20 protein-coding genes are annotated in these 25,958 nt (G+C 68.5%); 3 read left to right on the top strand and 17 right to left on the bottom strand.

The features are described from left to right. Positions 1 to 64: 64 nt before the first annotated feature. Both OHA64_RS16835 and OHA64_RS16840 read right to left on the bottom strand, forming a co-directional pair. Positions 65 to 829, bottom strand: a complete 765-nt coding sequence (locus OHA64_RS16835; protein WP_405613758.1) for a TIGR03936 family radical SAM-associated protein — start codon at positions 827 to 829, stop codon at positions 65 to 67. Positions 830 to 877: 48 nt separating this feature from the next. Next, the gene (locus OHA64_RS16840; RefSeq protein ID WP_405613760.1) at positions 878 to 2,077 is read right to left on the bottom strand and encodes a hypothetical protein; all 1,200 of its coding nucleotides are present in this window, start codon (positions 2,075 to 2,077) and stop codon (positions 878 to 880) included. Between the two features lie 660 nt (positions 2,078 to 2,737). Between OHA64_RS16840 and OHA64_RS16845 the strand changes: the two genes are divergently transcribed. After that, positions 2,738 to 3,775: a hypothetical protein gene (locus OHA64_RS16845; RefSeq protein ID WP_405613762.1), complete on the top strand. Its 1,038-nt coding sequence runs from the start codon at positions 2,738 to 2,740 to the stop codon at positions 3,773 to 3,775. Positions 3,776 to 3,787: 12 nt separating this feature from the next. Here OHA64_RS16845 and OHA64_RS16850 read toward each other — a convergent pair whose 3' ends face one another. Further along, positions 3,788 to 5,332, bottom strand: coding sequence for a Yip1 family protein (locus OHA64_RS16850; RefSeq protein ID WP_405613764.1), 1,545 nt, complete (start codon positions 5,330 to 5,332; stop codon positions 3,788 to 3,790). A 61-nt stretch (positions 5,333 to 5,393) separates the two neighbouring features. Between OHA64_RS16850 and OHA64_RS16855 the strand changes: the two genes are divergently transcribed. Then, positions 5,394 to 5,978 carry a TerD family protein gene (locus OHA64_RS16855; protein ID WP_405613766.1) on the top strand — a complete coding sequence of 195 codons (585 nt, stop codon included), beginning with the start codon at positions 5,394 to 5,396 and terminating at the stop codon, positions 5,976 to 5,978. Between the two features lie 125 nt (positions 5,979 to 6,103). Here OHA64_RS16855 and OHA64_RS16860 read toward each other — a convergent pair whose 3' ends face one another. The 11 genes from OHA64_RS16860 to OHA64_RS16910 form a co-directional block, all read right to left on the bottom strand. After that, a complete protein-coding gene (locus OHA64_RS16860) occupies positions 6,104 to 8,074 on the bottom strand; it encodes a TIGR03960 family B12-binding radical SAM protein (protein ID WP_405613768.1) in 1,971 nt (656 codons plus the stop codon). Positions 8,075 to 8,185: 111 nt separating this feature from the next. Then, entirely contained in the window at positions 8,186 to 9,763 is a 1,578-nt protein-coding gene (locus tag OHA64_RS16865; RefSeq protein WP_405613770.1) for a CHAD domain-containing protein, read from the bottom strand. Between the two features lie 49 nt (positions 9,764 to 9,812). Continuing rightward, on the bottom strand, positions 9,813 to 11,012 hold the full coding sequence (gene rodA / locus OHA64_RS16870; RefSeq protein WP_405613772.1) for a rod shape-determining protein RodA: 1,200 nt from the start codon (positions 11,010 to 11,012) through the stop codon (positions 9,813 to 9,815). Beyond that, entirely contained in the window at positions 11,009 to 13,264 is a 2,256-nt protein-coding gene (gene mrdA, locus OHA64_RS16875; protein ID WP_405613774.1) for a penicillin-binding protein 2, read from the bottom strand. The genes rodA and mrdA overlap by 4 nt, the downstream gene beginning before the upstream one ends. A gap of 83 nt (positions 13,265 to 13,347) precedes the next feature. After that, a complete protein-coding gene (gene mreD / locus OHA64_RS16880) occupies positions 13,348 to 14,031 on the bottom strand; it encodes a rod shape-determining protein MreD (protein ID WP_405613776.1) in 684 nt (227 codons plus the stop codon). A 12-nt stretch (positions 14,032 to 14,043) separates the two neighbouring features. Continuing rightward, entirely contained in the window at positions 14,044 to 14,991 is a 948-nt protein-coding gene (gene mreC, locus OHA64_RS16885; RefSeq protein WP_405613778.1) for a rod shape-determining protein MreC, read from the bottom strand. Between the two features lie 176 nt (positions 14,992 to 15,167). Beyond that, entirely contained in the window at positions 15,168 to 16,187 is a 1,020-nt protein-coding gene (locus OHA64_RS16890) for a rod shape-determining protein (protein ID WP_123999956.1), read from the bottom strand. 270 nt (positions 16,188 to 16,457) lie between these two features. Beyond that, positions 16,458 to 16,871, bottom strand: coding sequence for a nucleoside-diphosphate kinase (gene ndk / locus OHA64_RS16895; protein ID WP_356771090.1), 414 nt, complete (start codon positions 16,869 to 16,871; stop codon positions 16,458 to 16,460). Between the two features lie 64 nt (positions 16,872 to 16,935). Next, on the bottom strand, positions 16,936 to 17,292 hold the full coding sequence (locus tag OHA64_RS16900; protein ID WP_405613780.1) for a DUF4233 domain-containing protein: 357 nt from the start codon (positions 17,290 to 17,292) through the stop codon (positions 16,936 to 16,938). A gap of 9 nt (positions 17,293 to 17,301) precedes the next feature. Next, positions 17,302 to 18,801: a bifunctional folylpolyglutamate synthase/dihydrofolate synthase gene (locus OHA64_RS16905; protein WP_405613782.1), complete on the bottom strand. Its 1,500-nt coding sequence runs from the start codon at positions 18,799 to 18,801 to the stop codon at positions 17,302 to 17,304. A 188-nt stretch (positions 18,802 to 18,989) separates the two neighbouring features. After that, positions 18,990 to 21,647, bottom strand: coding sequence for a valine--tRNA ligase (locus tag OHA64_RS16910; RefSeq protein ID WP_405613784.1), 2,658 nt, complete (start codon positions 21,645 to 21,647; stop codon positions 18,990 to 18,992). A 136-nt stretch (positions 21,648 to 21,783) separates the two neighbouring features. Here OHA64_RS16910 and OHA64_RS16915 point away from each other — a divergent pair, with 136 nt between their 5' ends. After that, positions 21,784 to 22,797 carry a hypothetical protein gene (locus OHA64_RS16915; RefSeq protein WP_405613786.1) on the top strand — a complete coding sequence of 338 codons (1,014 nt, stop codon included), beginning with the start codon at positions 21,784 to 21,786 and terminating at the stop codon, positions 22,795 to 22,797. A 73-nt stretch (positions 22,798 to 22,870) separates the two neighbouring features. Here OHA64_RS16915 and clpX read toward each other — a convergent pair whose 3' ends face one another. From clpX to OHA64_RS16930, 3 genes are all read right to left on the bottom strand, one after another. Beyond that, complete coding sequence (gene clpX, locus OHA64_RS16920; RefSeq protein ID WP_356771100.1) at positions 22,871 to 24,157, bottom strand: ATP-dependent Clp protease ATP-binding subunit ClpX; 1,287 nt, start codon at positions 24,155 to 24,157, stop codon at positions 22,871 to 22,873. 171 nt (positions 24,158 to 24,328) lie between these two features. After that, positions 24,329 to 25,009: an ATP-dependent Clp protease proteolytic subunit gene (locus OHA64_RS16925; protein ID WP_405613788.1), complete on the bottom strand. Its 681-nt coding sequence runs from the start codon at positions 25,007 to 25,009 to the stop codon at positions 24,329 to 24,331. 69 nt (positions 25,010 to 25,078) lie between these two features. Then, entirely contained in the window at positions 25,079 to 25,687 is a 609-nt protein-coding gene (locus OHA64_RS16930; RefSeq protein ID WP_405624001.1) for an ATP-dependent Clp protease proteolytic subunit, read from the bottom strand. Between the last annotated feature and the right edge of the window lie 271 nt (positions 25,688 to 25,958).

Raw genomic sequence — 25,958 nt, forward strand, 5'->3', positions numbered from 1 at the left:
CGACCCAGGTGGCTCCCGAGTCCGAGGGTGGCGCTACGACGTCCGTCCCTACGCGGAACCTTCCTTACGCCGACGCCGTCGCGGCGGCAGCGGGGGCGGCCGTGGATCGGGCCGTCACTGCCTCGCGGTCAGGCGCGAGCGGGTCGGTCACCGTGCCGGTCTCTTCATCGAACAGCCCCTGCGCCAGCCTGGTCACCGCTACGGGGACCGGCGGCGCCAGGTCGGCCACGGCGCGAAGACCGGACAGGACGTCGTCGGGTCGTACGGCAGGCGTCACGTGCCGAACAACCAGCCGCAGTATCGCACAGGGCTGGTCGGTAGGCCTATCAGCCTGGGAACTGTGTGTTTCGAGCTGGACCACCGCCGAGCGCGCGTCGAAGGTCCGGACGCCGTTCTTGGTCCTGCGCTGGACCTCGACCGCCTCGGCGGCGTTGAAGCCGGCCACCGCGCGTTCGGCCTCGGCCGGGTCCACCCCGTCCAGCCGCAGCTCCCACACGGAAGCCGTGAGCCGGTCGGCGAACCCCGAGGTCCGCGCCTCGACGGCGTCGATGACATCGAGACCCGCGGGCATCGACTCGTCGAGCAGAGCTCTCAGGCGCTCCGGGTCACGCGCCGCGGTGAGCGCGATCTCCAGATACTCCGCCTCACTGCCCGTGCCGGTGGGTGCGGCATTGGCGTACGACACCTTCGGATGCGGGGTGAACCCCGCCGAGTACGCCATCGGCACCTCGGCACGGCGCAACGCACGCTCGAAAGCGCGCTGGAAGTCACGGTGGCTGGTGAACCGGAGGCGGCCGCGCTTGGTGTAGCGCAGTCGGATGCGCTGCACCGCGGGTGCGGGCGGCGGGCCTTCGGGCTGTCGCTTGCCCAGTGTCGTTCAGTCCTTCGTGAGAGCGGTCGTACTACTACCAAGAGTACGTGTCTCGGCGCCCGTCGGTTCCCGCCGGTCCACCACCTCTGACTGCCCCGGCTCCCCGAAAAGCATGCGCCGGAAGTCGGCACGGGCCTGTCGTACGGACTCGCGGGCCGCGGCGAGAGCCTGCCGGGTGGCCCGTCCGACACTGCGCGCGGCCTCGGCGGCGGGCCGCAGGACGAGGTCCCGGATCACGTGTCCGACAGGCGTGAGCACCGTCCGGTACACCCAGCGCACCGGCTCCACGAAGATCCACCGGAAGAGGGTCGCGAGGAACCGTCCGACGGCGAGCGAGAGGTGCCCCGCGATCCGCCAGGCGTGCCTCAGGGCCTCCGCCACCTCCCTCCCCAGGACGGCGAGCACACGGCCGACCGGCACGAGGATCCAGCGCCACAGGGCGAGGGCGGGCAGGACGAACAGCACCCGGGTCACCCAGTAGAGAGTCATCCCCACCCCGGTGACGATCATGCCCAGGGTCCACGCCAGCCCCCTCGCACACCAGGCGATCGCGTGCCCGACCGGCGTCAGGATCCACGTGTACACCCACACGACGGGCACGACGACGAGGTGGCGCACCAGCCAGACCAGCACACCGAAGACACCGAGCCCCAGGGCGGCGAGCACCGCGCCGAGCCCCCGCAGCGCCCACATGACGGCATGTCCGACCGGAGTGAGCGCACGCGCGTACACCCACACCAGCCCGGCGCCGAGCCCCCGCAGCGCCCACACGACGGCATGCCCCACGGGAGTGAGCACGTACGCGTACACCCACGCCAGCCCGGCGCCGATTCCCCGCACGACCCACGCGAGGGCGTGCCCCAGGGGCGTCAGCGCATACCGGTACAGCCACCCGAGCGGCACCAAGACGAGCACGTTCCCGAGCCAGCCGAGAGCCCGTCCGAGCGGCACGACGACATACCGCCACAGACCGATGAACGGCCAGACGAACAGCGCCCTGCCGAGCCACGCCAGCGCCCGCCCGAACGGCCTGAGCACGGTGTCCCTCAGAACGCGCCCGACGACAACGAGCGCGTCCCACACCATCCGCACCGGCACGACCAGCACGAGCACCACGATCCGCACAGGGATCCGAATCGCAACGGCGAGACACCCTTCGGGTGTTGCCTGCTGCTGTGGCTGAGCCGGTGGCTTCTCGAGGTCCATGACGGGGTAGACGCCTGGAGTGGCCCGAACGGATCCCGTACCGCACTGTTTGTTCCACTCATCCTCGAAATCCCCACGCCGCAGCGACAACAGGGGGCCCGAGACCAGGCGTTCGCGTTGCGGGATGCGCCGACCGGATGAACAGTGGACTCATGGGCCCGGTCCGCAACGGATGAAGCAAGCACCACGCGAAGCGCATCTGGAACCACTATGGCCAGAATCTCCCGGCGACGCGCCTTCCACAGCGTCAACGCATCCGTCCTGGCTGCGACGCTCGCATTTCCAGCAGGGTTGACCGGCGCGATGACAGCGCTTCAGGGCTCCAGCGAGAGCAGAGCGCAGTCGTCACCCGCTGACACTCCCCCGCCTCCGCCCCCGGTGGACACGCCGCCTGACCCGAACACTCCCGAGTACCCGCCGCCTCCCGACAACACGCCGAGCGGGCCGGCGACGCCTCCGCCCCCCGACAGCACGCCCACACCGAGTGATACGCCGCCGTCGGATCCGGAGGAAACACCGCCCTCTGACCAGCCGTCACAGCCGCCGGGTTCCGATGGCGTGGACCCAGGGACGTCCGCCCTCCCTGCGGAACAGACGAGACAGATCGAAGACGTCACGAGGCGTCTGGACGCGACGAGGGACGAGGTCCCCGAGGAACTCGTGGCGACTGTTGACGAGTTGACGACCACTCTCGAGGCGGTCGAGTCCCCGCACACGTCGCCGCAGGACAGACAGGAAGTCATCGAGACCGTCACACACCTGACGACCGCGCTGACAGCCACCGGTGACGACAGCACACCCCCCAAGCTGCAGAAACAGCTGATCCCGCTCGTGAAGCAGGCGTCCTCCGCGCTGAAGACGGGTTACGACCCGCAGGTGCCGTCCGAGGCGCGGTCCTTCCTCCTCCTGGTCGTGAAGCGGACGACATCCTCGCTGGGCATGGTCTGTGACCCCGAAACGCCGCAGAAGCTGCGCGACCAACTGATCGCGACCTCGGAAGTGGTGAACCGCACGGTGAGTTCGGGAGTGGTGAACCACACGGTGAGTTCGGGGACGCTGAGCCCCTCCGTGGGGGCGCGGTCCGGCACGGAGAAATCCGGTTGGTTCGCGATGCAACTGAGTGCCGCGGTGCGGACAGCCGCAGCCCAGCCGATGCCCCGGGAGAAGCGAGACGCCCTCGTGGGGACCGCGTACGAGCAGAGCAAGCAGCTGAAGGTCCTCACCGACCCCAAGACGTCGTCGAAGGACCGGGCCGAAACCGAGCAGGACATGGAGGATCGGTCCACTCAAATGCGTGACCAGCAGGCGGATGCCACTCCGGATACAGAGTCGGAAGACCCTCTGGGCAAGGCGGCCGAGGGCTGCACCAACGCCATATTCGACATGAAGCCAGAGCACACACTCGCCCAGAGGCTCAAGAACCTGATTCCCGAGAGCTGGTCCCTGGAAGGAGTCAAGGACTTCTGGAAGACCCAGGAAAAGGGGAACAAGCAGCTCGACGTCTACGTCCAGTTGCAGAACGACACACACGTCCACGCGCCCATCGAGATCTCGTCACTCGTCATCAAGCTCGCCGAGCTCGTTCCGAGGAGCGAATTGCAGTCCGCCATCGGCCCTCCGGATTCCGCCAGATGCCTGTGGACGGCCACGTATCTCGACCAAGATTTCGGGGTCACCGTCGGGAGCTGGCTCGAGTAGACCGCGCCGCCGTCAGGCACCGGAAGAACTCAGCAGTTCCGTGAAGGACACTTCAGAGTTCGCCTGCGCCTTCGCAGCCCCGTATCGCTCCAACTCTCTCTTCTCCTCCTGCACCAGACGCCTCTCCCCTTCGAAGTGGAACGACGAGATGGACGACGTGGGGTCGCGCCCCGGAATCCAGGTCGCCGTCACATAGCGCGGACCGCGCGTCAGATTGACGAGGTTGTTGTTGTGCCGCACCCTGCCGTGGTAATAGATCTGCTGGCCACATCCCTCTTCCGGGCGGCAGTGGTATCGCCCCGCGTCCACATCCCACGAATAATGAGGAGTTTTGAACTCCTCCTCGTCGATCTTCCCCCGGTCCTTCCTCATGTATGAGATCCTCAAGTCGACGCTCACCACGTCGTACTTGTACTTCTTGGGCAACTGGACCACGTGCCTGAGCGTGTATTCCTCCCCGGTTTCGAGCCGGTTGCCGGGTCCGTAGAAATGCCCGCTGCTGATCGTTCTGTACGCGATCTGGCCGACGTGGAGTTCCGCTTCTCCGGAGTCCTTTCCCCGCTGGCCCGCGCTCTTTCGCCACTCCCGCACAAGGCCCCTGTTGTTTGCATTTTTGTAGTAAATGGCAACCCTGCCACGGACCGTATACATGTCATTGAGGACGTACACCGGAATCCCTCCGGTGTTCTTCATGGAGAGCGTGATCGGAACCTGCAGGAACGGATACTTACTGTCCATCCGCGACTTCCCGAACTCCGCCTTCACCGTGAGATGCATCGGGGCCGCCGTGGGTTGGTACATGGTCGAATACGCCAGGCTGACGCCGGTCAGGAGCGCGGTGGCGACCACTCCGGCCGCGAACCTCTTGGGCTGCGGGACGCCCTTCCACGATCTGTCGCGCACAAGAAGGCACAGTGCCCACAGCGACCAGCACCACAGGGGCATGAACACCAGCGCATAGGGAGTGAACTCCATCTCCTCGAGCCACATGAACAGCAGGAGACTGTCGGTGGCCAGCGCGATGAGCACGCCGAACAGGACGATCGCCCCGGAGGCCCGGAACTGCCGCCTCCCCCCGTAGTCGAGGGCCGCGAGTGCCGACAGGCCCTGCAGCGCGCCGGACAGGACGAACAGAACGCCGCTGAGGCGTTGCGCGAAGGTCAGGGCCCCGGAGGCGTCCGGCCACCCGATGACCGTACTGAGGGCCATGGACGCGAGCAGACCTGCGACCATGAGCAAGGTGACCGCGCGCCTTCTCCCCGCACGGTCGGGCCACGTCCCGCTGTCACCTCCCCGCCAGCAGAAGGATGCCGGATCCTCCAGATCCAGGTCCTCCGGGTAGCCGAGGCGCCCGAGGATCCTCCGCAGGTCGCCCGCTGACCAGGCTCGGCCCGCCGTCTGTCCGTCCACGTGGACCCGACGCAGCCCACGGCTGTCCGGCGGCTCGACAACGACCCAGGGACGGATGCTCCTCATTGCCCCAGGCTCGAACCCGGAGCAGCCCGATGCATCCGGGGCTACACCGTTCGGCTCCTCGGGGGCCCGGGCGGCGAGCACTTGCCAGGACCATGACCGGCCTGCCCTGGGACCTCGGCGAAAGCCCAGGCAGTATGTGCCCATGATTACGCTCACGAAGGAAGACGGCCCGGCCGACCTGGACGGGGTGACCCATCTGTCCATCGGGGTCTCCTGGGACCCCACCGCCGGTGCCAGCGGCGGAGTGATGGGCAAGTTCCGCCGGAAGACCGGCACCGACCTCGATCTGATCGCCATCGCCATGCACGACGGAGACCCGGTGCGCCTGGCGGGCCTCGACTCGCTCGATCCCATCGGCAACGGCTCCCTGCTGCACAGCGGCGACAACCAGACCGGCCACGGGGACGGCGACGACGAGACCGTCACGGTCGAGTTCGCGAAGATCCCACCCCACATCAACTCGATCGTGTTCGTCGCCGCCGCCTACAAGAAGGGCAGCTCCTTCCAGAAGGCACGCAACATCAGCTTCAAGGTGTACGACGCGACCGGCGGCAGCACCCAGCAGGTCGCCGACATCTGGCCGAGCATGCTCACCACGGACAACGGCTGCGCGGTGGCCAAGGCCGTCCGCTCCGGCGCCACCTGGAAGCTCGAAGTCATCAACGTCACCGGCAAGATCAAACAGGGCGACGAGCTCGCCCTGATGCGCTTCGCCGCCAGCAAGTAGAACGCCGGCAGGTAGAAGCGGACGTCATCGGGAAGCCGGCCGTCGAGCACGGCGTGGAGCCCCCTCCGGTTCGGAGGGGGCTCCACGCCGTGCTCGACGGCCGCCCTGCTCGAAGGCTTGAGCCCTCAGCCCGGCTGGCCACCACCGCTGGCAGCAGGCGCGGCGTTCTTGACCGTGAGCGGCAGCAGCTTCTTGCCCGTCGGGCCGATCTGGATGGACGTGTCCATCTGCGGGCACACCCCACAGTCGAAGCAGGGCGTCCACCGGCAGTCCTCGACCTCCGTCTCGTCGAGGGAGTCCTGCCAGTCCTCCCAGAGCCAGTCCTTGTCGAGGCCGGAGTCGAGGTGGTCCCAGGGGAGGACCTCCTCGTAGGTGCGCTCGCGGGTGGTGTACCAGTCGACGTCGACGCCGAAGGCGGGCAGTGCCTTGTCCGCGCAGCGCATCCAGCGGTCGTAGGAGAAGTGTTCGCGCCAGCCGTCGAAGCGGCCGCCGTCCTCGTAGACCGCGCGGATGACGGCGCCGATGCGGCGGTCGCCCCTGGACAGCAGGCCTTCCACGATGCCGGGCTTGCCGTCGTGGTAGCGGAAGCCGATGGAGCGGCCGTACTTCTTGTCGCCGCGGATCTTGTCGCGGAGCTTCTCGAGGCGGGCGTCCGTCTCCTCGGCGGAGAGCTGCGGGGCCCACTGGAAGGGAGTGTGCGGCTTGGGGACGAAGCCGCCGATCGACACCGTGCAGCGGATGTCGTTGGCGCCGGAGACCTCGCGGCCCTTCTGGATGACGTTCATCGCCATGTCGGCGATCTGGAGGACGTCGTCGTCGGTCTCGGTCGGCAGGCCGCACATGAAGTACAGCTTCACCTGACGCCAGCCGTTGCCGTACGCGGTGGCGACCGTGCGGATCAGGTCCTCTTCCGAGACCATCTTGTTGATGACCTTGCGCATGCGCTCCGAGCCGCCCTCGGGGGCGAAGGTCAGCCCGGACCGACGGCCGTTGCGGGTCAGCTCGTTGGCCAGGTCGACGTTGAACGCGTCCACGCGGGTCGAGGGGAGGGACAGGCCGATCTTGTCCTCCGTGTACCGGTCGGCAAGGCCCTTCGCGATGTCGCCGATCTCCGAGTGGTCCGCCGAGGACAGGGACAGCAGGCCCACCTCCTCGAAGCCCGTCGCCTTCAGGCCCTTCTCCACCATGTCGCCGATGCCGGTGATGGAGCGCTCACGGACCGGGCGGGTGATCATGCCCGCCTGGCAGAAGCGGCAGCCGCGGGTGCAGCCGCGGAAGATCTCCACCGACATGCGCTCGTGGACGGTCTCGGCGAGCGGGACCAGGGGCTGCTTGGGGTAGGGCCACTCGTCCAGGTCCATCACCGTGTGCTTGGAGACCCGCCACGGCACGCCCGACTTGTTGGGGACGACGCGGGCGATACGGCCGTCCGCCAGGTACTCGACGTCGTAGAACGCCGGGATGTACACCGAGCCCGTCCGCGCGAGGCGGAAGAGGACCTCCTCGCGGCCGCCGGGGCAGCCCTCCGCCTTCCACTCGCGGATGATCCGCGTCATGTCGAGCACGGCCTGCTCGCCGTCGCCGATGATCGCCGCGTCGATGAAGTCGGCGATCGGCTCGGGGTTGAAGGCGGCGTGGCCGCCGGCCAGCACGATCGGGTCGTCCAGCCCGCGGTCCTTCGACTCCAGCGGGATGCCCGCCAGGTCCAGCGCGGTCAGCATGTTCGTGTAACCCAGCTCCGTGGAGAAGGACAGGCCGAACACGTCGAAGGCCTTCACGGGACGATGGCTGTCCACCGTGAACTGCGGGACCCGGTGCTCCCGCATCAGCGCCTCCAGGTCCGGCCACACGCTGTAGGTGCGTTCGGCGAGGACGCCCTCCTGCTCGTTCAGGACCTCGTAGAGGATCATGACGCCCTGGTTGGGCAGACCGACCTCGTAGGCGTCCGGGTACATCAACGCCCAGCGGACGTCGCACGACTCCCAGGGTTTGACCGTGGAGTTGAGCTCTCCGCCGACATACTGGATCGGCTTCTGCACGTGCGGGAGCAGAGCTTCGAGCTGCGGGAACACCGACGCAGCGACTTCGGCAGGCATCTCGCGACCTTCGTGAGCGGGACAGGACTGACAGGGGTGACCATCCAGACTAACGCGACCACGGCCACCCTCCGTACGCACTGAAGATCATCGCCCCCGTGCACCGGAGGATCAGAGACCGGCCGCCCCGTCCCTGATCCCGGCCCAGAACCCGGGCAGCTCGGCCTCCACCGCCGCCGCACTGCTCTCCTCACGCCCGTACAGCAGCCCGTACGTGAACGCGCTCTCCCCCGCCGCGTGCGCGACCGCCGACAGTTCGCGCAGGGTCTGGCGGGCCATCACGCTGTCCTGGTGGTCGCCGAGCAGGCTCTGCAGCGACTTCATGGACCTGACCAGGTCCTTGGCCGGCGCTCCGAGGGCCGGTGTGGCCGCCTCCGCCGAGTAGCGGGCGCGCTTGGACTTCTTGCGGGCCTCGTGCACCGCCACGTCCCGGTCGACGCCGGGCGACAGCTCCAGCGCCTCCTCGACGAGCGCCGAGACCTTGCCGAAGTCCTTCCGCACCGCTCCGGCGATCACCTTGCCGGGTTCCTTCGCTGCCGCCTTCCGCAGCGGCGGGTCCGCGACCAGGGCGTCCAGGGTGTCGAGCAGGGCGAGATGGCGCGCGGAGTCCAGGACGCCGATCAGCCGGCCGCGCGCACCGCCGTGGCTGTCGCTCGCCCACCTGTTCAGCCGGGTGCCGACAGGGCCGGTGACCAGGGTGTCGGGCACCTGGTCGAGGGCGGCCGTCAGGCGTTCGGTGAGCACCTCGCGGTCCCGGTCCACGCCCAACTCGCCGGCCAGCCACTTCAGTTCCTCGCCGATCGGATCGGTGACGGCCCGGTCGAGGATCCTGCCGTACGACCTGAAGGTGCCGCGCATGCGGCGGGTGGCGACGCGCATGCTGTGCACGGAGTCGGCCAGGTCCTGGCGGACGGCCGGGTCGAGCGCGACGATCGCGTCCCGCTGGGCGCGGAGGTACGCGAGGACGTGGTCGCCTGCGGTCGCGGGCTCCTGAGAGGCCCTCTCCTGCTTCGCCGACTTCTTGCCTGATGCCCGGGCAGCCTTGGAGGCCTTGGAGGGCTTGGCGGACTTCAGAGCCTTGGAGGCGGCTTCAGGGGCCGTCTCCGACAGTGCCCGGGCCAGCTTCGAAGCGGACGCGGACGGTCGTACCCCCGCCTTCCGCAACCGCTTCTCCACCTTGTCGAGGAAGACCGGGTCGATCCCGTCGGCGAGTTCCACCTCGATCTCGGTCCACTGGGCCTCGCCGTCGCCGCCGGCCAGCCGCTCGGCCCGGACGGCGTCCACGCTGACCTCGGCCAGCAGCCTCCCCGCCGCGTCGAGCAGGTCGCGCAGGTCCCGGGCCGACCGCAGCCGGACCACGGGGACCAACTCCGCGTCCCGGACCCGGGAGCGGATCAGCCCGGCGAGGACGTCGGGGAGGGAGTCGGAGAGCGGCGCCTGGATCTCGTCCCGTACGCCCGGGGCCACGGGGAACTTCAGATGCCAGCCCGCGTCCGAACCTCCCGTGCGGCGGCGCAGGGTGATCGAGGACGCGGCGAGGCGTTCGTCCGCGGTGTCGTAGTACGTGGCGTCCAGGTGCGCGACCCCCTTGTCGAGCACGGCCGCGACCCCGGCGATGCCGGTCAGGTCGGGGAGCCCGCTCTCGTCGGACTCGTACTTCCGCTCGATCTCGCGCTTTGTGTCCGCCATGTCCTGAATCTAGTGGCGAGCGGAGGCCCTGCCCAGACCGGAGGCAGGCCTACGCGGACATCGGGCGCTGCACCCGGATGGACTGCAGCAGCCCCACCGCCACCCAGACCGCGAACATCGACGAGCCTCCGTACGACACGAACGGCAGCGGCAGACCGGTGACCGGCATGATGCCGAGGGTCATGCCGATGTTCTCGAAGGACTGGAAGGCGAACCACGCGACGATGCCGGCGGCGACGATCGTGCCGTACAGCTCGGTCGTCTCGCGCGCGATCCGGGAGGCCCGCCACAGCACCACGCCGAGCAGCAGGACGATCAGGCCCGCGCCGAGGAAGCCCAGCTCCTCCCCCGCGACCGTGAACACGAAGTCCGTCTGCTGCTCCGGCACGAACTGGCCCGTGGTCTGCGAGCCGTGGAACAGCCCGGAGCCCGTCAGACCACCGGAACCGATCGCAATGCGGGCCTGGTTGGTGTTGTAGCCGACGCCCGCGGGGTCCAGGCTGGGGTTGGCGAAGGCCGCGAACCGGGCAATCTGGTACTCGTCCAGGATGTGCAGCTGCCAAACGGCGATCGCGCCGGCCGCACCCGCGCCCAGCAGTCCGAACACCCACCGGTTCGACGCGCCGGAGGCGAGCAGCAGTCCCAGCACGATGATGACCATGACCATGACCGACCCGAGGTCGGGCATGAGCATCACGATCAGCATCGGTACGGCGGCCAGGCCGAGCGCCTGGAGGACGGTGCGGTGGTCGGGGTAGGGCTTGTCGCCCGCGTCCACCCGGGCCGCCAGCAGCATCGCCATGCCCAGGATGATCGTGATCTTCACGAACTCGGAGGGCTGGAGCGAGAAGCCGCCGCCCAGCACGATCCATGAGTGGGCGCCGTTGACCGTCGAGCCGAGCGGGGTCAGCACCATCAGGATCAGGAACACCGAGGCGCCGTACAGGATCGGCACGGCCGTGCGCAGCGTGCGGTGGCCGAGCCAGACGGTGCCGAGCATCAGGGCGAACCCGATGCCGGTGTTCATGATGTGCCGGATCAGGAAGTAGTACGGGTCGCCCTGGTTGATCTCGGTGCGGTTGCGGGTCGCCGAGAAGACGAGGAGCGAGCCGATGCCGGAGAGCGCCAGGGCCGCCAGCAGCATCGGCCAGTCCAGCCGGCGGGCGAGCGAGTCGCGGGCGAACACCCGGGCCCAGCCCGCGCGTGCGGGCCCGTACCCGGAGACCTGGAAGCTGTTGACGCCGGTCATGTTCGGATCCTCCGGCTTCCCCTCCTGCGCGACCGTCGCCGGGTGTCCCGGTTGCCGGTCGTCGGCGGGTTCACGGTCGCCGCCTGCTGGGTCTCGTCCTGTTCGGCCGCGCCCTTCTGGTTCGCCCGCTGTTCCTTCGCCGGGTCCTTCGCGATCTTCGGGGACTTGATGGTCCCGTCCGTCCGGACCTTCGGCAGGCCCTTCTGCGGGGTGGGCAGCAGCGCGTTCTTCGGGGTGATCGTGCCGTCGTCGGACACGCCGTACAGCGCGTCGTAGATGTTGCGGACGGCGGGGCCGGAGGCGCCGGAGCCCGTACCACCCTGGGAGATCGTCATGACGACCGTGTAGTCCTTGGTGTACGTGGCGAACCACGACGTCGTCTGCTTGCCGTAGACCTCGGCGGTACCCGTCTTGGCGTGCATCGGGATCTTGTCCTGCGGCCAGCCGACCTGCGCGAACCGCCAGGCGGCGGTACCCCGGGTGGCGACGCCCGCGAGGGCCTCGTCCATCTTGCTCAGCGTCTGACGGCTTATCGGCAGCCTGCCGTGCGCCTTGGGCTTGATCTCCTGGACGGTCTTGCCGTCGGCGCTGACGACGGCCTTGCCGACGGTCGGGTCGTGCAGGGTGCCGCCGTTGCCGATGGCCGAGTAGATCGTGGCCATCTGGATCGGGGTGACGAGGGTGTCGCCCTGACCGATGGAGTAGTTGATCTCGTCACCGGCGCGCATCTTGTTGCCTTCGAGGCAGTTCTCGTAGGCGATCTTCTGGACGTAGTCGCCGTCCTTCTTCCCCGTCTTGCACCAGCCGTCCTTGTTGGCCTTCCAGTAGTTCTCCTTCCACTGGCGGTCGGGGACCCGGCCGGTGACCTCGTTGGGCAGGTCGATGCCGGTCTCCTTACCGAGGCCGAACTGGTGGGCGGCCTTGAAGAAGTAGTCCTTGGGCTCGCCCTTCTTCGGGTTGATGCCGCCGTCGCTCTGCCACTGCCGGTGGGCGAGACCGTAGAAGACGGTGTCGCAGGAGACCTCGAGGGCACGGCCGAGGGAGATCGGGCCGAAGTTCTCCGACTCGAAGTTCTTGAAGACCTGACCGCCGACCGAGTAGGAGCTGGTGCAGGGGTAGTTGCCGTCGAAGTCGTAGCCGGCCTCGACGGCGCCCGCCGTGGAGATCACCTTGAAGGTGGAGCCCGGCGCGGACTGGCCCTGGATCGCCCTGTTGAGCAGCGGGTAGTTGGAGCTCTTGCCGGTGAGCCTGGCGTAGTCCTTGGCGGAGATGCCGCCGACCCAGGCGTTGGGGTCGTAGGTCGGGTTGGACGCCATGGAGATGACGCGGCCGGTCTTGTTCTCCATCACCACGACCGCGCCGGAGTCGGCCTTGTACTTCTCGTTGGTGTTGCGGTCCCACTCCTGGCGGGCCTTCTTCATGGCGTCGTTCAGCTCGTACTCGGCGACCCGCTGGACGCGGGCGTCGATGCTGGTGACGAGGTTGGAGCCGGGCCGCGCGGGGTCGGCCTCGGCCTCGCCGATGACCCGGCCGAGGTTGTCGACCTCGTAGCGGGTGACGCCGGCCTTGCCGCGCAGTTCCTTGTCGTACTGGCGCTCCAGGCCGGAGCGGCCGACCTGGTCGGAGCGCAGGAACGGCGAGTCGGTGTCCTGGGCCTTGGTGATCTCCTCGTCGGTGACGGGCGAGAGGTAACCGAGGACCTGGGCGGTGTTGGCCTCTCCGGGGGCGGCGTAGCGGCGCACGGCCTCCGGCTCGGCGGTGATGCCGGGGAAGTCCTCGGCGCGCTCACGGATCTGCAGGGCCTGCTTGGCGGTCGCCTCGTCGGTGATGGGGATCGGCTGGTACGGCGAGCCGTTCCAGCAGGGCTGCGGCGTCTTGGCGTCGCACAGCCGGACCTTGACCATGACCTCCTGGGGCTTCATGCCCAGCACGCCGGCCAGCTTGGTGAGGACGGCCTTGCCGTCGTCCTTCATCTTCAGCAGGTCGGTGCGGGAGGCGGAGACCACCAGCCGGGTCTCGTTGTCGGCGAGGGGCACTCCGCGTGCGTCCAGGATCGAGCCGCGGACTGCGGGCTCCACGACCTGCTGGACGTGGTTGCCGGAGGCCTCCTTGGCGTACTCGTCGCCCTCGCGGATCTGGAGGTACCACAGGCGTCCGCCGAGGGTGCCGAGCAGGGAGAGGACGAGGATCTGGATGACGACGAGCCGGATCTGGACCCGTGGGGTCCGGCCGGTCTCGGGGATGTTTGTCACTGCGGCTGCCTCCCCCTCTCAGTGTGTGTATGTGTCATATACGACGGACCTGTGAGCCGGTGGGCCGGCGAACTCCTTCGCGGTCACAGCCGCTTGACCCCCTTGATGCGGCCGGCGCGGGCCGAGCGGGCCCGGGCGGCCTTCACCTTCACGCGGCCGAGGCCGCCGCGCTGGCTGCCGATCCGCAGTCCGGTGCCGGAGGAGAGCCAACCGGAGGAGATGTCGGTGTTCTTGCCGGCGGCCGAGCTGGTCTCGGCCAGCGGGTCGTTCTCGGCGCGCCGGGCCAGGGCCATGATCCCGGGGACCACGAACGGGGCGAGCAGCAGGTCGTACAGGGAGGCCGTGAACAGCAGGCTTCCGAGGCCGACATGGCGGGCGGCGGTGTCGCCGACGAGGGCGCCGACCCCGGCGTACAGCAGAGTGGTGGCGATGGCGGCGGCGACCACGACGGCCATGGGGCCGGTGGCCGACTTCAGCCGGCCGTGGTCCGGTTTCACCAGGCCCGCGAGGTAGCCGATGACGCACAGCACGAGGGCGTAGCGGCCGGCCGCGTGGTCGGCGGGCGGCGCGAGGTCGGCGAGCAGACCGGCGCCGAAGCCGACGAGGGCGCCGCCGACATGGCCGTACACCATGGCGAGGCCCAGGACGGTGAGGAGCAGCAGGTCGGGGACGGCGCCGGGGAGGTGCAGGCGGGCGAGGACGCTCACCTGGACCACCAGGGCGACGACGACCAGGGCGGAGGAGAGCAGGATCCGGTTGACACGCATGGGTTACAGCTCCTACTGCTCAGGCTGGGTCTGGCCGTCGACCTGCGCGTTCGCGGACGGCGTGACGGTCACCGTCACGGTCGGCGTGGGGGTCGGTTTGGGCTTGGCGGGCAGCACCGTGTCGCGCGGGTCCTTCTTCGGGGCGTCGACGACCACGCCGACGACGTCGAGCTTGGTGAAGCTGACGTACGGCGTGACGTAGAGGATGCGGGTGAGACCGCCGCCGGAGGGGTCGATGCGGGAGACCACACCGACCGGGACGCCGGGCACGAAGGGCTTGTCGGCCTCCGAGCCGAAGGTGACCAGGCGGTCGCCCTTCTTGATCTCGGCCTTGGAGTTGAGGAGTTCGACGCGCAACGGGCGGTCGCCCTGCCCGGAGGCGAAGCCGAGCTCGTCGCTGGCCTCCATGCGGGTGCCGACGGTGAAGTCGGGGTCGCTGGCGAGCAGGACCGTGGCGGTGTCGGGGCCGACGGTGGTCACGCGTCCGACGAGTCCGTCCCCGTTCAGGACGGTCATGTCGCGCTTGATGCCGTCGTTCGCGCCGACGTCGATGGTGATGGTCCAGGAGAAGCCCTGGGCCGCTCCTATCGCGATGACCTCGGCACCCTTGATGCCGTACTGGCCCGCGCCGGCGACCTTCAGCATCTTGTCGAGCTGGGTCAGCCGGGAGCGGTTGCGGTCGTCGCTGCCGAGCTTCGCCTTGAGGGCCGCGTTCTCCTTCTCCAGCCCGGCGAGCCGGTCGTGGCGTTCACCGGAGTCACGGATGGCCGACACGGCGTTGCCGACCGGGTCGACCGCGGCCGACACACCGTTCTCGATCGGGCCGAAGACGGTGGCCGCACCTTGACGGGCACCGTCGACCGGTGAGTCCTCCCCGCCGCGGATGTCCACCGTGATCAGCGCGAACGCGATGGCGACCAGCAGCACCAGGAGCAGCCGGCTCTCTCGTGTGTCCCTCACGTGCGGCGGCCGTGCCTTCCTCATAGGAATGTGCAGAGGTTCAGGTGTTGAGGTGTACGGGTGTCAAGCTGTTCTGGTGTCGAGGTGTACGGAGGCTCGTGGGGAGCCTATGCCTCCATATCAACGATCCGCCGCACGAGGTTGATCATCTCGTACGGCGGAATCGACGAGTGACGTCATCGGCGCGGCGAGGCGTCGAGCACCTGCTGCAGCGCCTCGAACTCCTCGACGCACTTGCCGGAGCCGAGCGCCACGCTGTCCAGCGGGTCCTCGGCGATGTGGATCGGCATGCCGGTCTCGCGCCGCAGCCGCTCGTCGAGGCCGCGCAGCAGTGCTCCGCCGCCGGTCAGAACGATTCCCCGGTCCATGATGTCGCCGGACAGCTCCGGCGGGCACTTGTCGAGGGTCGTCTTGACCGCGTCCACGATGGCGTTGACGGGCTCCTCGATCGCCTTGCGCACTTCGGCGGCCGAGATGACGACGGTCTTGGGCAGCCCGGAGACGAGGTCCCGGCCACGGATTTCGGTGTGCTCGTCAGCGTCGAGGTCGTACGCCGAACCGATCGTGATCTTGATCTGCTCGGCTGTCCGCTCACCGAGGAGGAGCGAGTACTCCTTCTTGATGTGCTGGATGATCGCGTTGTCCAGTTCGTCACCCGCGACGCGGATGGACTGGGCGGTGACGATGCCGCCGAGCGAGATGACCGCGACCTCCGTGGTGCCGCCGCCGATGTCCACCACCATGTTGCCCGTGGCCTCGTGGACCGGCAGGCCGGATCCGATGGCCGCGGCCATGGGCTCCTCGATGATGTGCACCTGCCGGGCGCCGGCCTGGGACGACGCCTCGATGACGGCGCGGCGCTCGACCCCCGTGATGCCCGAGGGCACACAGACGACGACCCGCGGACGAGCCAGATACCGCCGCTTGTGGATCTTCAGGATGAAGTAGCGGAGCATCCGCTCGGTGATCTCGAAGTCGGCGATCACGCCGTCCTTCAGCGGACGTACGGCAACGATGTTGCCGGGCGTGCGCCCGATCATCTTCTTCGCTTCGGCGCCGACCGCGAGGATGCCACCGGTGTTGGTGTTGATCGCGACGACGGACGGCTCGTTGAGTACGATCCCGCGACCCCTGACGTACACCAGCGTGTTGGCGGTCCCGAGGTCGACAGCCATGTCACGGCCGATGAACGACATTGAGTTCCCCATCAGGATTCTTCTGGCCTTCCCAGGAGCTTTTTGAGGGCTTTTCAGGTAGGCGAGGTGGGCGCAGTGACGTGAAGGCTTCCATCGTAGACGCGCCTTCGCGAACACCGCGGGAGGGTCTCCGCCATTGTCAGCAGATGACGTGTGCGTCCGCTTCTGGAGACGGGCGTTCGGGGACACCCGTTCCCCCGATCGGTCACGCATATGCCAAGGAGTCCGGGGGCGTCGCCACCGGACTCCCGTTTTCCGCCGTCGCGGGTGTTATGCGCGACCAGGGAAAAAGATCTTCACCTCGCGGTCGGCGGACTCCTCGGAGTCGGAGGCGTGGATCAGGTTCTCCCGGACGATCACGCCGTAGTCACCGCGGATGGAGCCGGGGGCGGCGGCGATCGGGTCGGTCGGACCGGCCAGCGCCCGCACACCCTCGATGACCCGCTCGCCCTCGACGATCAGCGCCACGACCGGACCGGAGGCCATGAACTCCACCAGCGGCTCGTAGAAGGGCTTGCCCTTGTGCTCGCCGTAGTGCTGCTCCAGGGTGTCCTGGTCCAGGGTGCGCAGTTCCAGCGCGGTGATCTGCCAGCCGGCCTTGCGCTCGATACGGCTGATGATCTCGCCGGTCAGGCCACGACGGACGGCGTCGGGCTTGAGGAGGACGAGGGTGCGCTGGCTCACGGGAGGGCTCCTTCTACGGCCGGTGTGCGGTGGGATGAGGTTACAGGGCGTGTCCGCACGGATGTCACACAGCGTCAGGTGTGGAGGATCCGGCCTGCTCCGCGAAGCGGGCCTTCGCCTCGTCGATCTTCCTGCCGTAGTGCACGGACGCCCACCACAGGGCCGCGAAGACCGCGCCCATGAAGAACATGGTCGGGATGACGAAGCCGGAGGCGATCAGGGCGATCTGCAGGGCCCAGCCGAGGGCGACACCGCCGGGGCGGGTCACCATGCCGCACAGCAGTAGGCACAGGACCATGGCGATGCCGCTGACCGTCCAGACCGTCGTCGTGGACAGGTCCGGCTCCTTCATCGCGACCAGTCCGGCGAATCCGATGACGAAGAACTCGCCGATCAGGGTCGAAGCACAGAGCGTACGCATTTACGGGTCTCAGCCCTTCCCCAGCAGCAGCCGGGCCTCGCCGACGGTGATGACGGATCCGGTGACGAGCACACCGCCGCCCGCGAACTCGCCCTCCTCCTCGGCCAGCGTGATCGCGGCCTCCAGGGCGTCCGGCAGCCGTGGCTCGACCTGCACGCGCTCCTCGCCGAACACCTCGACGGCGATTGCTGCGAGCTCGTCGGCGTCCATGGCCCGGTGGCTGGAGTTCTGGGTGACGACGACCTCGGCGAAGACCGGCTCGAAGGCCTCGAGGAGCCCTCGCACGTTCTTGTCGCCGCTGGCGCCGACCACCCCGATCAGGCGGCTGAAGTCGAAGGCCTCCTGGACCGCCTCGGTGGTGGCGCGGGCGCCGGCCGGATTGTGGGCGGCGTCCAGGACGACGGTCGGGGACCGCCGTACGACCTCCAGCCGCCCCGGCGCGGAGACCGCGGCGAAGGCCTTGCGGATCGTGTCGATGTCGAGCGGCTCGGGCCGCTGGGAGCCGACGCCGAAGAACGCCTCGACGGCGGCGAGCGCGACGGCCGCGTTGTGCGCCTGGTAGGGGCCGTGCAGCGGGAGGTACACCTCGTGGTACTCCCCGCCGAGCCCGCGCAGGGTCAGCAACTGCCCGCCGACGGCGACCTGCCGTGAGACGATCCCGAACTCCAGCCCCTCCCGGGCGACCGTGGCGTCGACCTCGACGGCCTTCTTCAGCAGCACCTGGGCCGCGTCTACCGGCTGCTGCGCCAGGATGACCGTCGCGTCCTGCTTGACGATGCCGGCCTTCTCGGTGGCGATCGCGGCCGGTGTCTCACCGAGCCGGTCGGTGTGGTCGAGGTCTATGGGGGTGACCACGGCGACGTCCCCGTCGATGACGTTGGTGGCGTCCCAGGAGCCGCCCATCCCCACTTCCACGACGGCCACGTCGACGGGCGCGTCCGCGAAGGCGGCGTACGCCATCCCCGTGAGCACCTCGAAGAAGGACAGCCGGTACTCCTGCTGGGAGTCGACCATCTCGATGTACGGCTTGATGTCCTGGTACGTCTCGATGAACCGCTCGGCGGAGATCGGCGCGCCGTCGAGACTGATGCGCTCGGTGATCGACTGCACGTGCGGGGAGGTGTAGCGCCCCGTACGCAGTTCGAAGGCGCCGAGCAGGGCCTCGATCATGCGGGCGGTGGAGGTCTTGCCGTTGGTGCCGGTGATGTGGATCGAGGGGTACGCCCGCTGCGGCTCCCCCAGCACGTCCATCAGCGCGGTGATGCGGCTGACCGACGGTTCCAGCTTGGTCTCGCCCCAGCGGGTGGCGAGGTCCGCCTCGACCTCGCGCAGGGCCTTGTCGACCTCCGGGTCCTCGGGCCGCGCGGGCACATCCGCCTGCGGGGGGCCGCCCTGGGTACGCAGGGTCCGGCTGCCGGCCTCGATCAGCGCGAGATCCGGGTCCCGGCTGGTCTCGGCCTCGATGATCTCGTCGAAGGAGCTGTCGTCGTGCGGGGGCTGGTCACTCACGGGGCCAGTCTACGGAGGCCGACTGACAGTGCGCCCACGGAGTGGCTTCGCTGGTGTGTACGGCCTGTGCGGGCCGCCTTCGGCCGGTCACGCCCACGCGGATTCACACAGGGGCAAAGCCCCGCGCCCGCCGGACGCGAAGGGCCCCGGAGTCCGAAGACCCGGGGCCCTTCGCACCGGAGAACCTCTTACGCCTGCGGCAGACGATCCAGCTGCGCGGCGATCCGCGCGATGTCCTCGTCCGCCTTCGTCAGCCGTGTCCGGATCTTGTCCACCACGTGGTCGGGAGCCTTCGCCAGGAACGCCTCGTTGCCGAGCTTCGCGTTGGCCTGGGCCTTCTCCTTCTCCGCGGCGGCGAGATCCTTGGCCAGCCGCTTGCGCTCGGCCGCGACATCGATCGTGCCGGAGAGGTCGAGGGCCACCTCGGCCCCCGCGACCGGCAGGGTCGCCGTGGCAGTGAACGCGTCGCCCTCCGGCTGGAGCCGCAGCAGCTGACGGATGGCCGCCTCGTGCGGGGCTAGCGCCGTACCGTCCAGCGCCAGGCGGGCCGGGACGCGCTGCCCGGGCTGCAGGCCCTGGTCGGCACGGAAGCGGCGGACCTCCGTGATGACCTGCTGGAGCGTGACGATCTCGCGCTCGGCGTCGGCGTCACGGAAGCCGCCCGGTGCGTCAGCACCAGGAACGGACACAGCCGCCGGCCACTCGGCGATGACGAGCGACTCGCCGCCGGTGAGGGTGGTCCACAGCGTCTCGGTGACGAACGGGACCACCGGGTGCAGCAGCTTCAGCGTGACGTCCAGGACCTCGCCCAGGACGCGCTTGCTGACCTCGGCCGCCTCGCCGCCCGCCTGGAACGTCGTCTTCGACAGCTCGACGTACCAGTCGAAGACCTCGTCCCATGCGAAGTGGAAGAGCGTGTCCGACAACTTCGCGAACTGGTAGTCCTCGTAGAACGCGTCGACTTCCGCGACAACGGAGTTGAGGCGGGAGAGGATCCAGCGGTCCGTGGCCGACATGGCCGACGGCTCCGGCAGCGGGCCGTCCACCGTCGCGCCGTTCATCAGCGCGAAGCGCGTCGCGTTCCAGATCTTGTTGGCGAAGTTGCGGGAGCCCTGGACCCAGTCCTCGCCGATCGGGACGTCGGTGCCGGGGTTGGCGCCGCGGGCGAGGGTGAAGCGGAGGGCGTCGCTGCCGTACTTGTCCATCCAGTCCAGCGGGTTGACCGCGTTGCCGAAGGACTTGGACATCTTCTTGCCGAACTGGTCGCGGACCATGCCGTGCAGGGCGATGGTGTGGAACGGCGGGGTGCCGTCCATCGCGTAGAGACCGAACATCATCATCCGGGCGACCCAGAAGAAGAGGATGTCGTAGCCGGTGACCAGGACGGAGTTCGGGTAGAACTTCGCGAGCGACTCGGTCTGTTCGGGCCAGCCGAGCGTGGAGAACGGCCACAGGCCGGAGGAGAACCAGGTGTCGAGGACGTCGGTGTCCTGCCGCCAGCCCTCCGCCTCGGTGCCGGGCGGCTGCTCGTCGGGACCGACGCAGACGACCTCACCGTCGGGGCCGTACCAGACCGGGATCCGGTGCCCCCACCACAACTGCCGTGAGATGCACCAGTCGTGGAGGTTGTCGACCCAGTCGAAGTACCGCTTCTCCATCTCCTGCGGATGGATCTTGACCTTGCCATCACGGACCGCGTCGCCGGCCGCCTTCGCCAGCGGGCCGACCTTGACCCACCACTGCATGGACAGGCGCGGCTCGATGGTCGTCTTGCACCGCGAGCAGTGGCCGACCGAGTGGACGTACGGCCGCTTCTCGGCGACGATCCGGCCCTCGGCGCGCAGCGCGGCGACGATGGCGGAACGGGCCTCCAGCCGGTCCAGGCCCTGGAAGGGGCCGTGGGCGGTGATGACGGCGTGCTCGTCCATGATCGTGATGGCCGGCAGGTCGTGGCGCTGGCCGATCTCGAAGTCGTTCGGGTCGTGGGCCGGGGTGACCTTGACGGCACCCGTGCCGAACTCGGGGTCGACGTGCGCGTCGGCGACGACCGGGATGGAACGGTCGGTCAGCGGCAGCTTGATGAGCTTGCCGACCAGGTGCTTGTACCGCTCGTCCTCGGGGTGGACGGCGACGGCCGTGTCACCGAGCATGGTCTCGGCGCGGGTCGTGGCGACGACGATCGTCTCGTCACCCTCGCCGTACTTCATGGAGACGAGCTCGCCGTCATCGTCCTGGTACTCGACCTCGATGTCCGAGATGGCCGTCAGGCAGCGCGGACACCAGTTGATGATGCGCTCGGCGCGGTAGATCAGCTCGTCGTCGTAGAGCCGCTTGAAGATGGTCTGGACGGCCTGGGAGAGACCCTCGTCCATGGTGAACCGCTCACGCGACCAGGCGACACCGTCGCCGAGGCGACGCATCTGCCCGCTGATCTGCCCACCGGACTCGCCCTTCCACTGCCAGACCCGCTCGACGAACGCCTCACGGCCCAGGTCGTGGCGGGACTTGCCCTCCTTGCCGAGCTCGCGCTCGACGACGTTCTGGGTCGCGATCCCCGCGTGGTCCATGCCGGGCTGCCACAGCGTCTCGTAACCCTGCATCCGCTTGCGGCGGGTGAGGGCGTCGATGAGGGTGTGCTCGAAGGCGTGCCCGAGGTGGAGCGAGCCCGTGACGTTCGGCGGCGGGATGACGATCGTGTACGGAGGCTTGTCGCTCTTCGCGTCGGCCTCGAAGTAACCACGCTCTACCCAGCGCTCGTACAGCGGCCCCTCTACATCGGCCGGCGCGTACTGGGTCGGCAGTTCGGAGTCGGGCGCTGGTGGCTGCTGATGAGCGTTCTCGGTCACCCGCTCAGTTTAGGGGTGTCACCGGGCAGTCCCGAAACGCGTTTGTTCTGTAACGGTGGGGGCCCCGATGCCGTTCGCGCACGCCACCTGGGCCAGGATGTCAGGAACACATAAGCATCTGGAGGGGAACCCAGAAATGAGTCACAACCAGCCGGGCCCGTACGGTGGGCAGCCCCAGCAGCCCGGCCCGTACGGCGGGCAGCCGCAGCAGCCAGGACCGTACGGGCAGCCGGGTCCGTACGGCCAGCCGCCGCAGGCCCCGCAGCCCGGCTACGGGTACCCCCAGCAGACTCCCCCGGCCCAGCCCGGCTACGGCTACCCGCAGCAGCCCCCGCAGGGCGCTCCGCCCCAGCAGCAGCCGTACGGCCAGCAGGCCCCCTACGGTCAGCAGCAGCCGCAGTATGGCCAGCAGCCGCCCTACGGCCAGGCTCCGTACGGGGCGCCTCAGCCGCCAGCGTCGGGGGGCGGCAAGAAGAAGATGGGGCTCATCATCGGCGCCGTGGCGGTCGTGGCCGCGATCGGCGTGGGCGCGTACTTCGTGATCGGCGGGAGCGGGGGCGGCCTCGAGGACGACGGCCCGCACAAGCTCGCCACGCCGGCGAAGGTACTCACCGATTACAGCCGAGCCTCCAAGGACGGCGCGAGCGCCGGTGACGACTCGACCGCCGAGTTGGAGAAGAGCGGCGTCAAAGGCGGCAAAAGCGTCATCGGTGTCTACTCGACGGCAGACCTGACCGGTTACGACCCGAGCGACCCGAGCACCGCACCCGACCCATCCGAGTTGGCGACCGCCAAGGGCATCACGTACGCCGGCGCCTACGGCGAGATCTCAGACCCCGCGAAGGCCCTGGACACGTTCTTCGCAAACTTCAAGAAGTCCTCTTCGGAGGGCTCCACAAGTGGCGGCGCCAAGACCGAGCTGGTCGGTGCACCCGAGGAGGCCGACCTCGACGGGGCGGTCATGAAGTGCCAGGCGGCCAAGGGGAAAGATCTGAAAACCAAGCAAGTGAAGACCAACTGGTTCTGCGCTTGGGCCGACTACAGCACCATCGCCATGGTCTCTCCGGGTGACGCCACCAAGGGCATCACTAAGGACGTTGCGATCAACATCAGCACGAAGCTCCGCGAGGAAGTCCGCGTCAAGAGCTGAGCGGCTCCCAGCAGACGTGAAGAGGGCCCCGCCTGCGCGGGGCCCTCTTCACGTCTGCTGCGTACAGGATCGGCTACGCCGTCTTCTGCTCCCCCGGACCCCGCCCGCGCGAATCCCGCGGGATCAGCGTCGGGTTGACGTTCGAGAGGACGACATCGGCGGTGATGACCACGCGGGCCACGTCCTTGCGGGACGGGACCTCGTACATGACGCCCTGGAGGACCTCTTCCATGATGGCGCGCAGGCCGCGCGCGCCGGTCTGGCGGAGGATCGCCTGGTCGGCGATGGCTTCCAGCGCCTCGCGCTCGAAGTCCAGCTCCACGCCGTCGAGTTCGAAGAGCCGCTCGTACTGCTTGACGAGCGCGTTGCGCGGCTCGACCAGGATCTGGAGCAGCGCCTCGCGGTCCAGGTTGTGGACCGAGGTGATGACGGGCAGCCGGCCGATGAACTCGGGGATCATGCCGAACTTGACCAGGTCCTCGGGCATGACGTCCTCGAACTGGTCCTTGGCCTCCAGCTCCCGCTTGGAGCGGATCGTCGCGCCGAAGCCGATGCCCTTCGCGCCGGCCCGGGACTCGATGAGCTTCTCCAGGCCCGAGAAGGCGCCGCCCACGATGAACAGCACGTTCGTCGTGTCGATCTGGATGAACTCCTGGTGCGGGTGCTTGCGGCCGCCCTGCGGCGGAACGGAGGCCGTGGTGCCCTCCAGGATCTTCAGCAGGGCCTGCTGGACGCCCTCGCCCGACACATCGCGGGTGATCGACGGGTTTTCGCTCTTACGGGCGACCTTGTCGATCTCGTCGATGTAGATGATCCCGGTCTCGGCCTTCTTGACGTCGTAGTCCGCCGCCTGGATCAGCTTGAGCAGGATGTTCTCGACGTCCTCGCCGACATAGCCGGCCTCCGTCAGCGCCGTCGCGTCGGCGATGGCGAACGGGACGTTGAGCATGCGGGCCAGAGTCTGGGCCAGCAGGGTCTTGCCGGAGCCCGTGGGGCCCAGCAGGAGGATGTTGGACTTCGCCAACTCGATGGCGTCGTCGCGGCCTTGGGCGCCGCCGTTCTCACCGGCCTGGACCCGTTTGTAGTGGTTGTACACCGCGACCGAGAGCGCCTTCTTGGCCGACTCCTGGCCGACCACGTACCCCTCGAGGAACTCGTAGATCTCGCGGGGCTTCGGGAGTTCCTCCCAGCGGACCTCACTGGTCTCCGCGAGTTCTTCTTCGATGATCTCGTTGCAGAGGTCGATGCACTCGTCGCAGATGTACACACCGGGCCCTGCGATGAGCTTCTTGACCTGCTTCTGGCTCTTGCCGCAGAACGAGCACTTGAGCAGATCGCCGCCGTCACCGATGCGTGCCACGGTGTGCTTCCCCTTCGCCTGGGAGACGCCTAGGTCCAGCGGCTCCTGGTGCTGCCTTATGTCCGACGGTACCTTGCCGAGCCCCCCGTTCGGGCCCCCCTTGGCTCGGTTCACTTTGACGTGCAGCGTGTCAAACCGTGCCAAGGGGCGGCAGACGATACAGCTTCCGTGTCAGCGCACGGACGCGTTGTTCATCTTCCGGGTGGAGATGATCTGGTCGATCAGGCCGTACGCCAGGGCGTCGTCAGCCGTGAGGATCTTGTCGCGCTCGATGTCCTCGCGGATCTTGTCGATCGGCGTGGTGGAGTGCTTGGCCAGCAGGTCTTCCAGCTGGGCACGCATCCGCAGGATCTCGTTCGCGGCGATTTCGAGGTCGGAGACCTGGCCCCGGCCCGTCTCGCTGTACGGCTGGTGGATCAGCACCCGGGCGTTCGGCAGCGCCATGCGCTTACCGGGCGTACCGGCGGCCAGCAGGATGGCGGCGGCCGAGGCGGCCTGGCCCATGCAGACCGTCTGGATGTCCGGCTTCACGAACTGCATCGTGTCGTAAATCGCAGTGAGCGCGGTGAAGGAACCGCCGGGGCTGTTGATGTAGACCGAGATGTCCCGGTCGGGGTCCATCGACTCCAGGCACAGCAGCTGCGCCATGACGTCGTTGGCGGAGGCGTCGTCGATCTGGACGCCGAGGAAGATCACCCGCTCCTCGAAGAGCTTCGCGTACGGGTCGTACTCGCGGACGCCCTGCGAGGTGCGCTCGACGAAACGGGGGATCACATAGCGGGACTCGGCAACAGGGCCCGCGTACTCGGCGCGCGAGCGGTCGTACAGGCCGCTGCCGGGGAAGTCGTTCACTGTCTGTCTCCTAGGGGCTGAGGCGGTCGGCTAGGGGCTTGCTGGGGCCGTTCTGGCCCCGTGGGGCGGTCAGGCCCCGGTGCCGCCGCCGCCCGGGATGCCGGCAGCCGTGCTGATGACGTCGTCGATGAGGCCGTACTCCTTGGCCTCCTCGGGGTCGAACCAGCGGTCGCGGTCCGAGTCACGGGTGACCTGCTCGACGGTCTGGCCCGTGTGCTGGGACGTGAGCTCGGCCATGCGCTTCTTGGTGTGCAGCAGCCGCTCGGCGTGGATCTTGATGTCCGACGCGGAGCCCGCGAGACCGGCGGACGGCTGGTGGATCAGGATCTCGGCATTCGGCAGCGCGAAGCGCTTGCCGGGGGTGCCCGCGCTGAGCAGGAACTGTCCCATGGAGGCGGCGAGGCCCATCGCGATGGTCATCACGTCGTTCTTGATGAACTGCATCGTGTCGTAGATCGCCATGCCGGCCGTGATCGAGCCGCCCGGGCTGTTGATGTAGAGGTTGATGTCCTTGTCGGGATCGGCCGCGGCAAGGAGCAGCAGCTGCGCGGTGATCTTGTTTGCGATGTCATCGTCGACCGGCTGGCCGAGGAAGATGATCCGCTCGTTGAGCAGCCGGTTGTAGACCTGGTCGCCGAGGCCACCACCGATGGAAGGCTCGCCGGCGGCTGAGGGCATCAGATTCGTCACGTATCCACCTGCTCGTCTTACGACGGCGCCGGGCCGTCTCACGTTTCCCTGCGGGGCTGGAGCCGTTCGGGGACTCCACTGCCCTCGTATTCATGGACCCTAACGCGCGGGTCCCTTCGGAGAATCCCGCGAAGGGGGGTGTTCGCCGGGGGCGTAGCGGCGTGGAGCTTTCGGTTCGCGAGCGGCTGCGGGTTGTGCGGGCCGGTCGCGCGGTTCCCCGCGCCCCCGGAATGGCCGTCCGGCCGTACGACAGGAGGGC

This window comes from Streptomyces sp. NBC_00076, from assembly GCF_045041235.1.
Lineage (GTDB): Bacteria > Actinomycetota > Actinomycetes > Streptomycetales > Streptomycetaceae > Streptomyces.

Excerpts from the sequence above, each read along its gene's own strand:
- OHA64_RS16840 (WP_405613760.1), bottom strand. The coding sequence starts at position 2,077 with ATGGACCTCGAGAAGCCACCGGCTCAGCCACAGCAGCAGGCAACACCC.
- OHA64_RS16855 (WP_405613766.1), top strand. The coding sequence starts at position 5,394 with ATGATTACGCTCACGAAGGAAGACGGCCCGGCCGACCTGGACGGGGTG.
- OHA64_RS16860 (WP_405613768.1), bottom strand. The coding sequence starts at position 8,074 with ATGCCTGCCGAAGTCGCTGCGTCGGTGTTCCCGCAGCTCGAAGCTCTG.
- OHA64_RS16865 (WP_405613770.1), bottom strand. The coding sequence starts at position 9,763 with ATGGCGGACACAAAGCGCGAGATCGAGCGGAAGTACGAGTCCGACGAG.
- rodA (WP_405613772.1), bottom strand. The coding sequence starts at position 11,012 with ATGACCGGCGTCAACAGCTTCCAGGTCTCCGGGTACGGGCCCGCACGC.
- mreD (WP_405613776.1), bottom strand. The coding sequence starts at position 14,031 with ATGCGTGTCAACCGGATCCTGCTCTCCTCCGCCCTGGTCGTCGTCGCC.
- OHA64_RS16890 (WP_123999956.1), bottom strand. The coding sequence starts at position 16,187 with ATGTCGTTCATCGGCCGTGACATGGCTGTCGACCTCGGGACCGCCAAC.
- OHA64_RS16900 (WP_405613780.1), bottom strand. The coding sequence starts at position 17,292 with ATGCGTACGCTCTGTGCTTCGACCCTGATCGGCGAGTTCTTCGTCATC.
- OHA64_RS16915 (WP_405613786.1), top strand. The coding sequence starts at position 21,784 with ATGAGTCACAACCAGCCGGGCCCGTACGGTGGGCAGCCCCAGCAGCCC.
- OHA64_RS16930 (WP_405624001.1), bottom strand. The coding sequence starts at position 25,687 with ATGCCCTCAGCCGCCGGCGAGCCTTCCATCGGTGGTGGCCTCGGCGAC.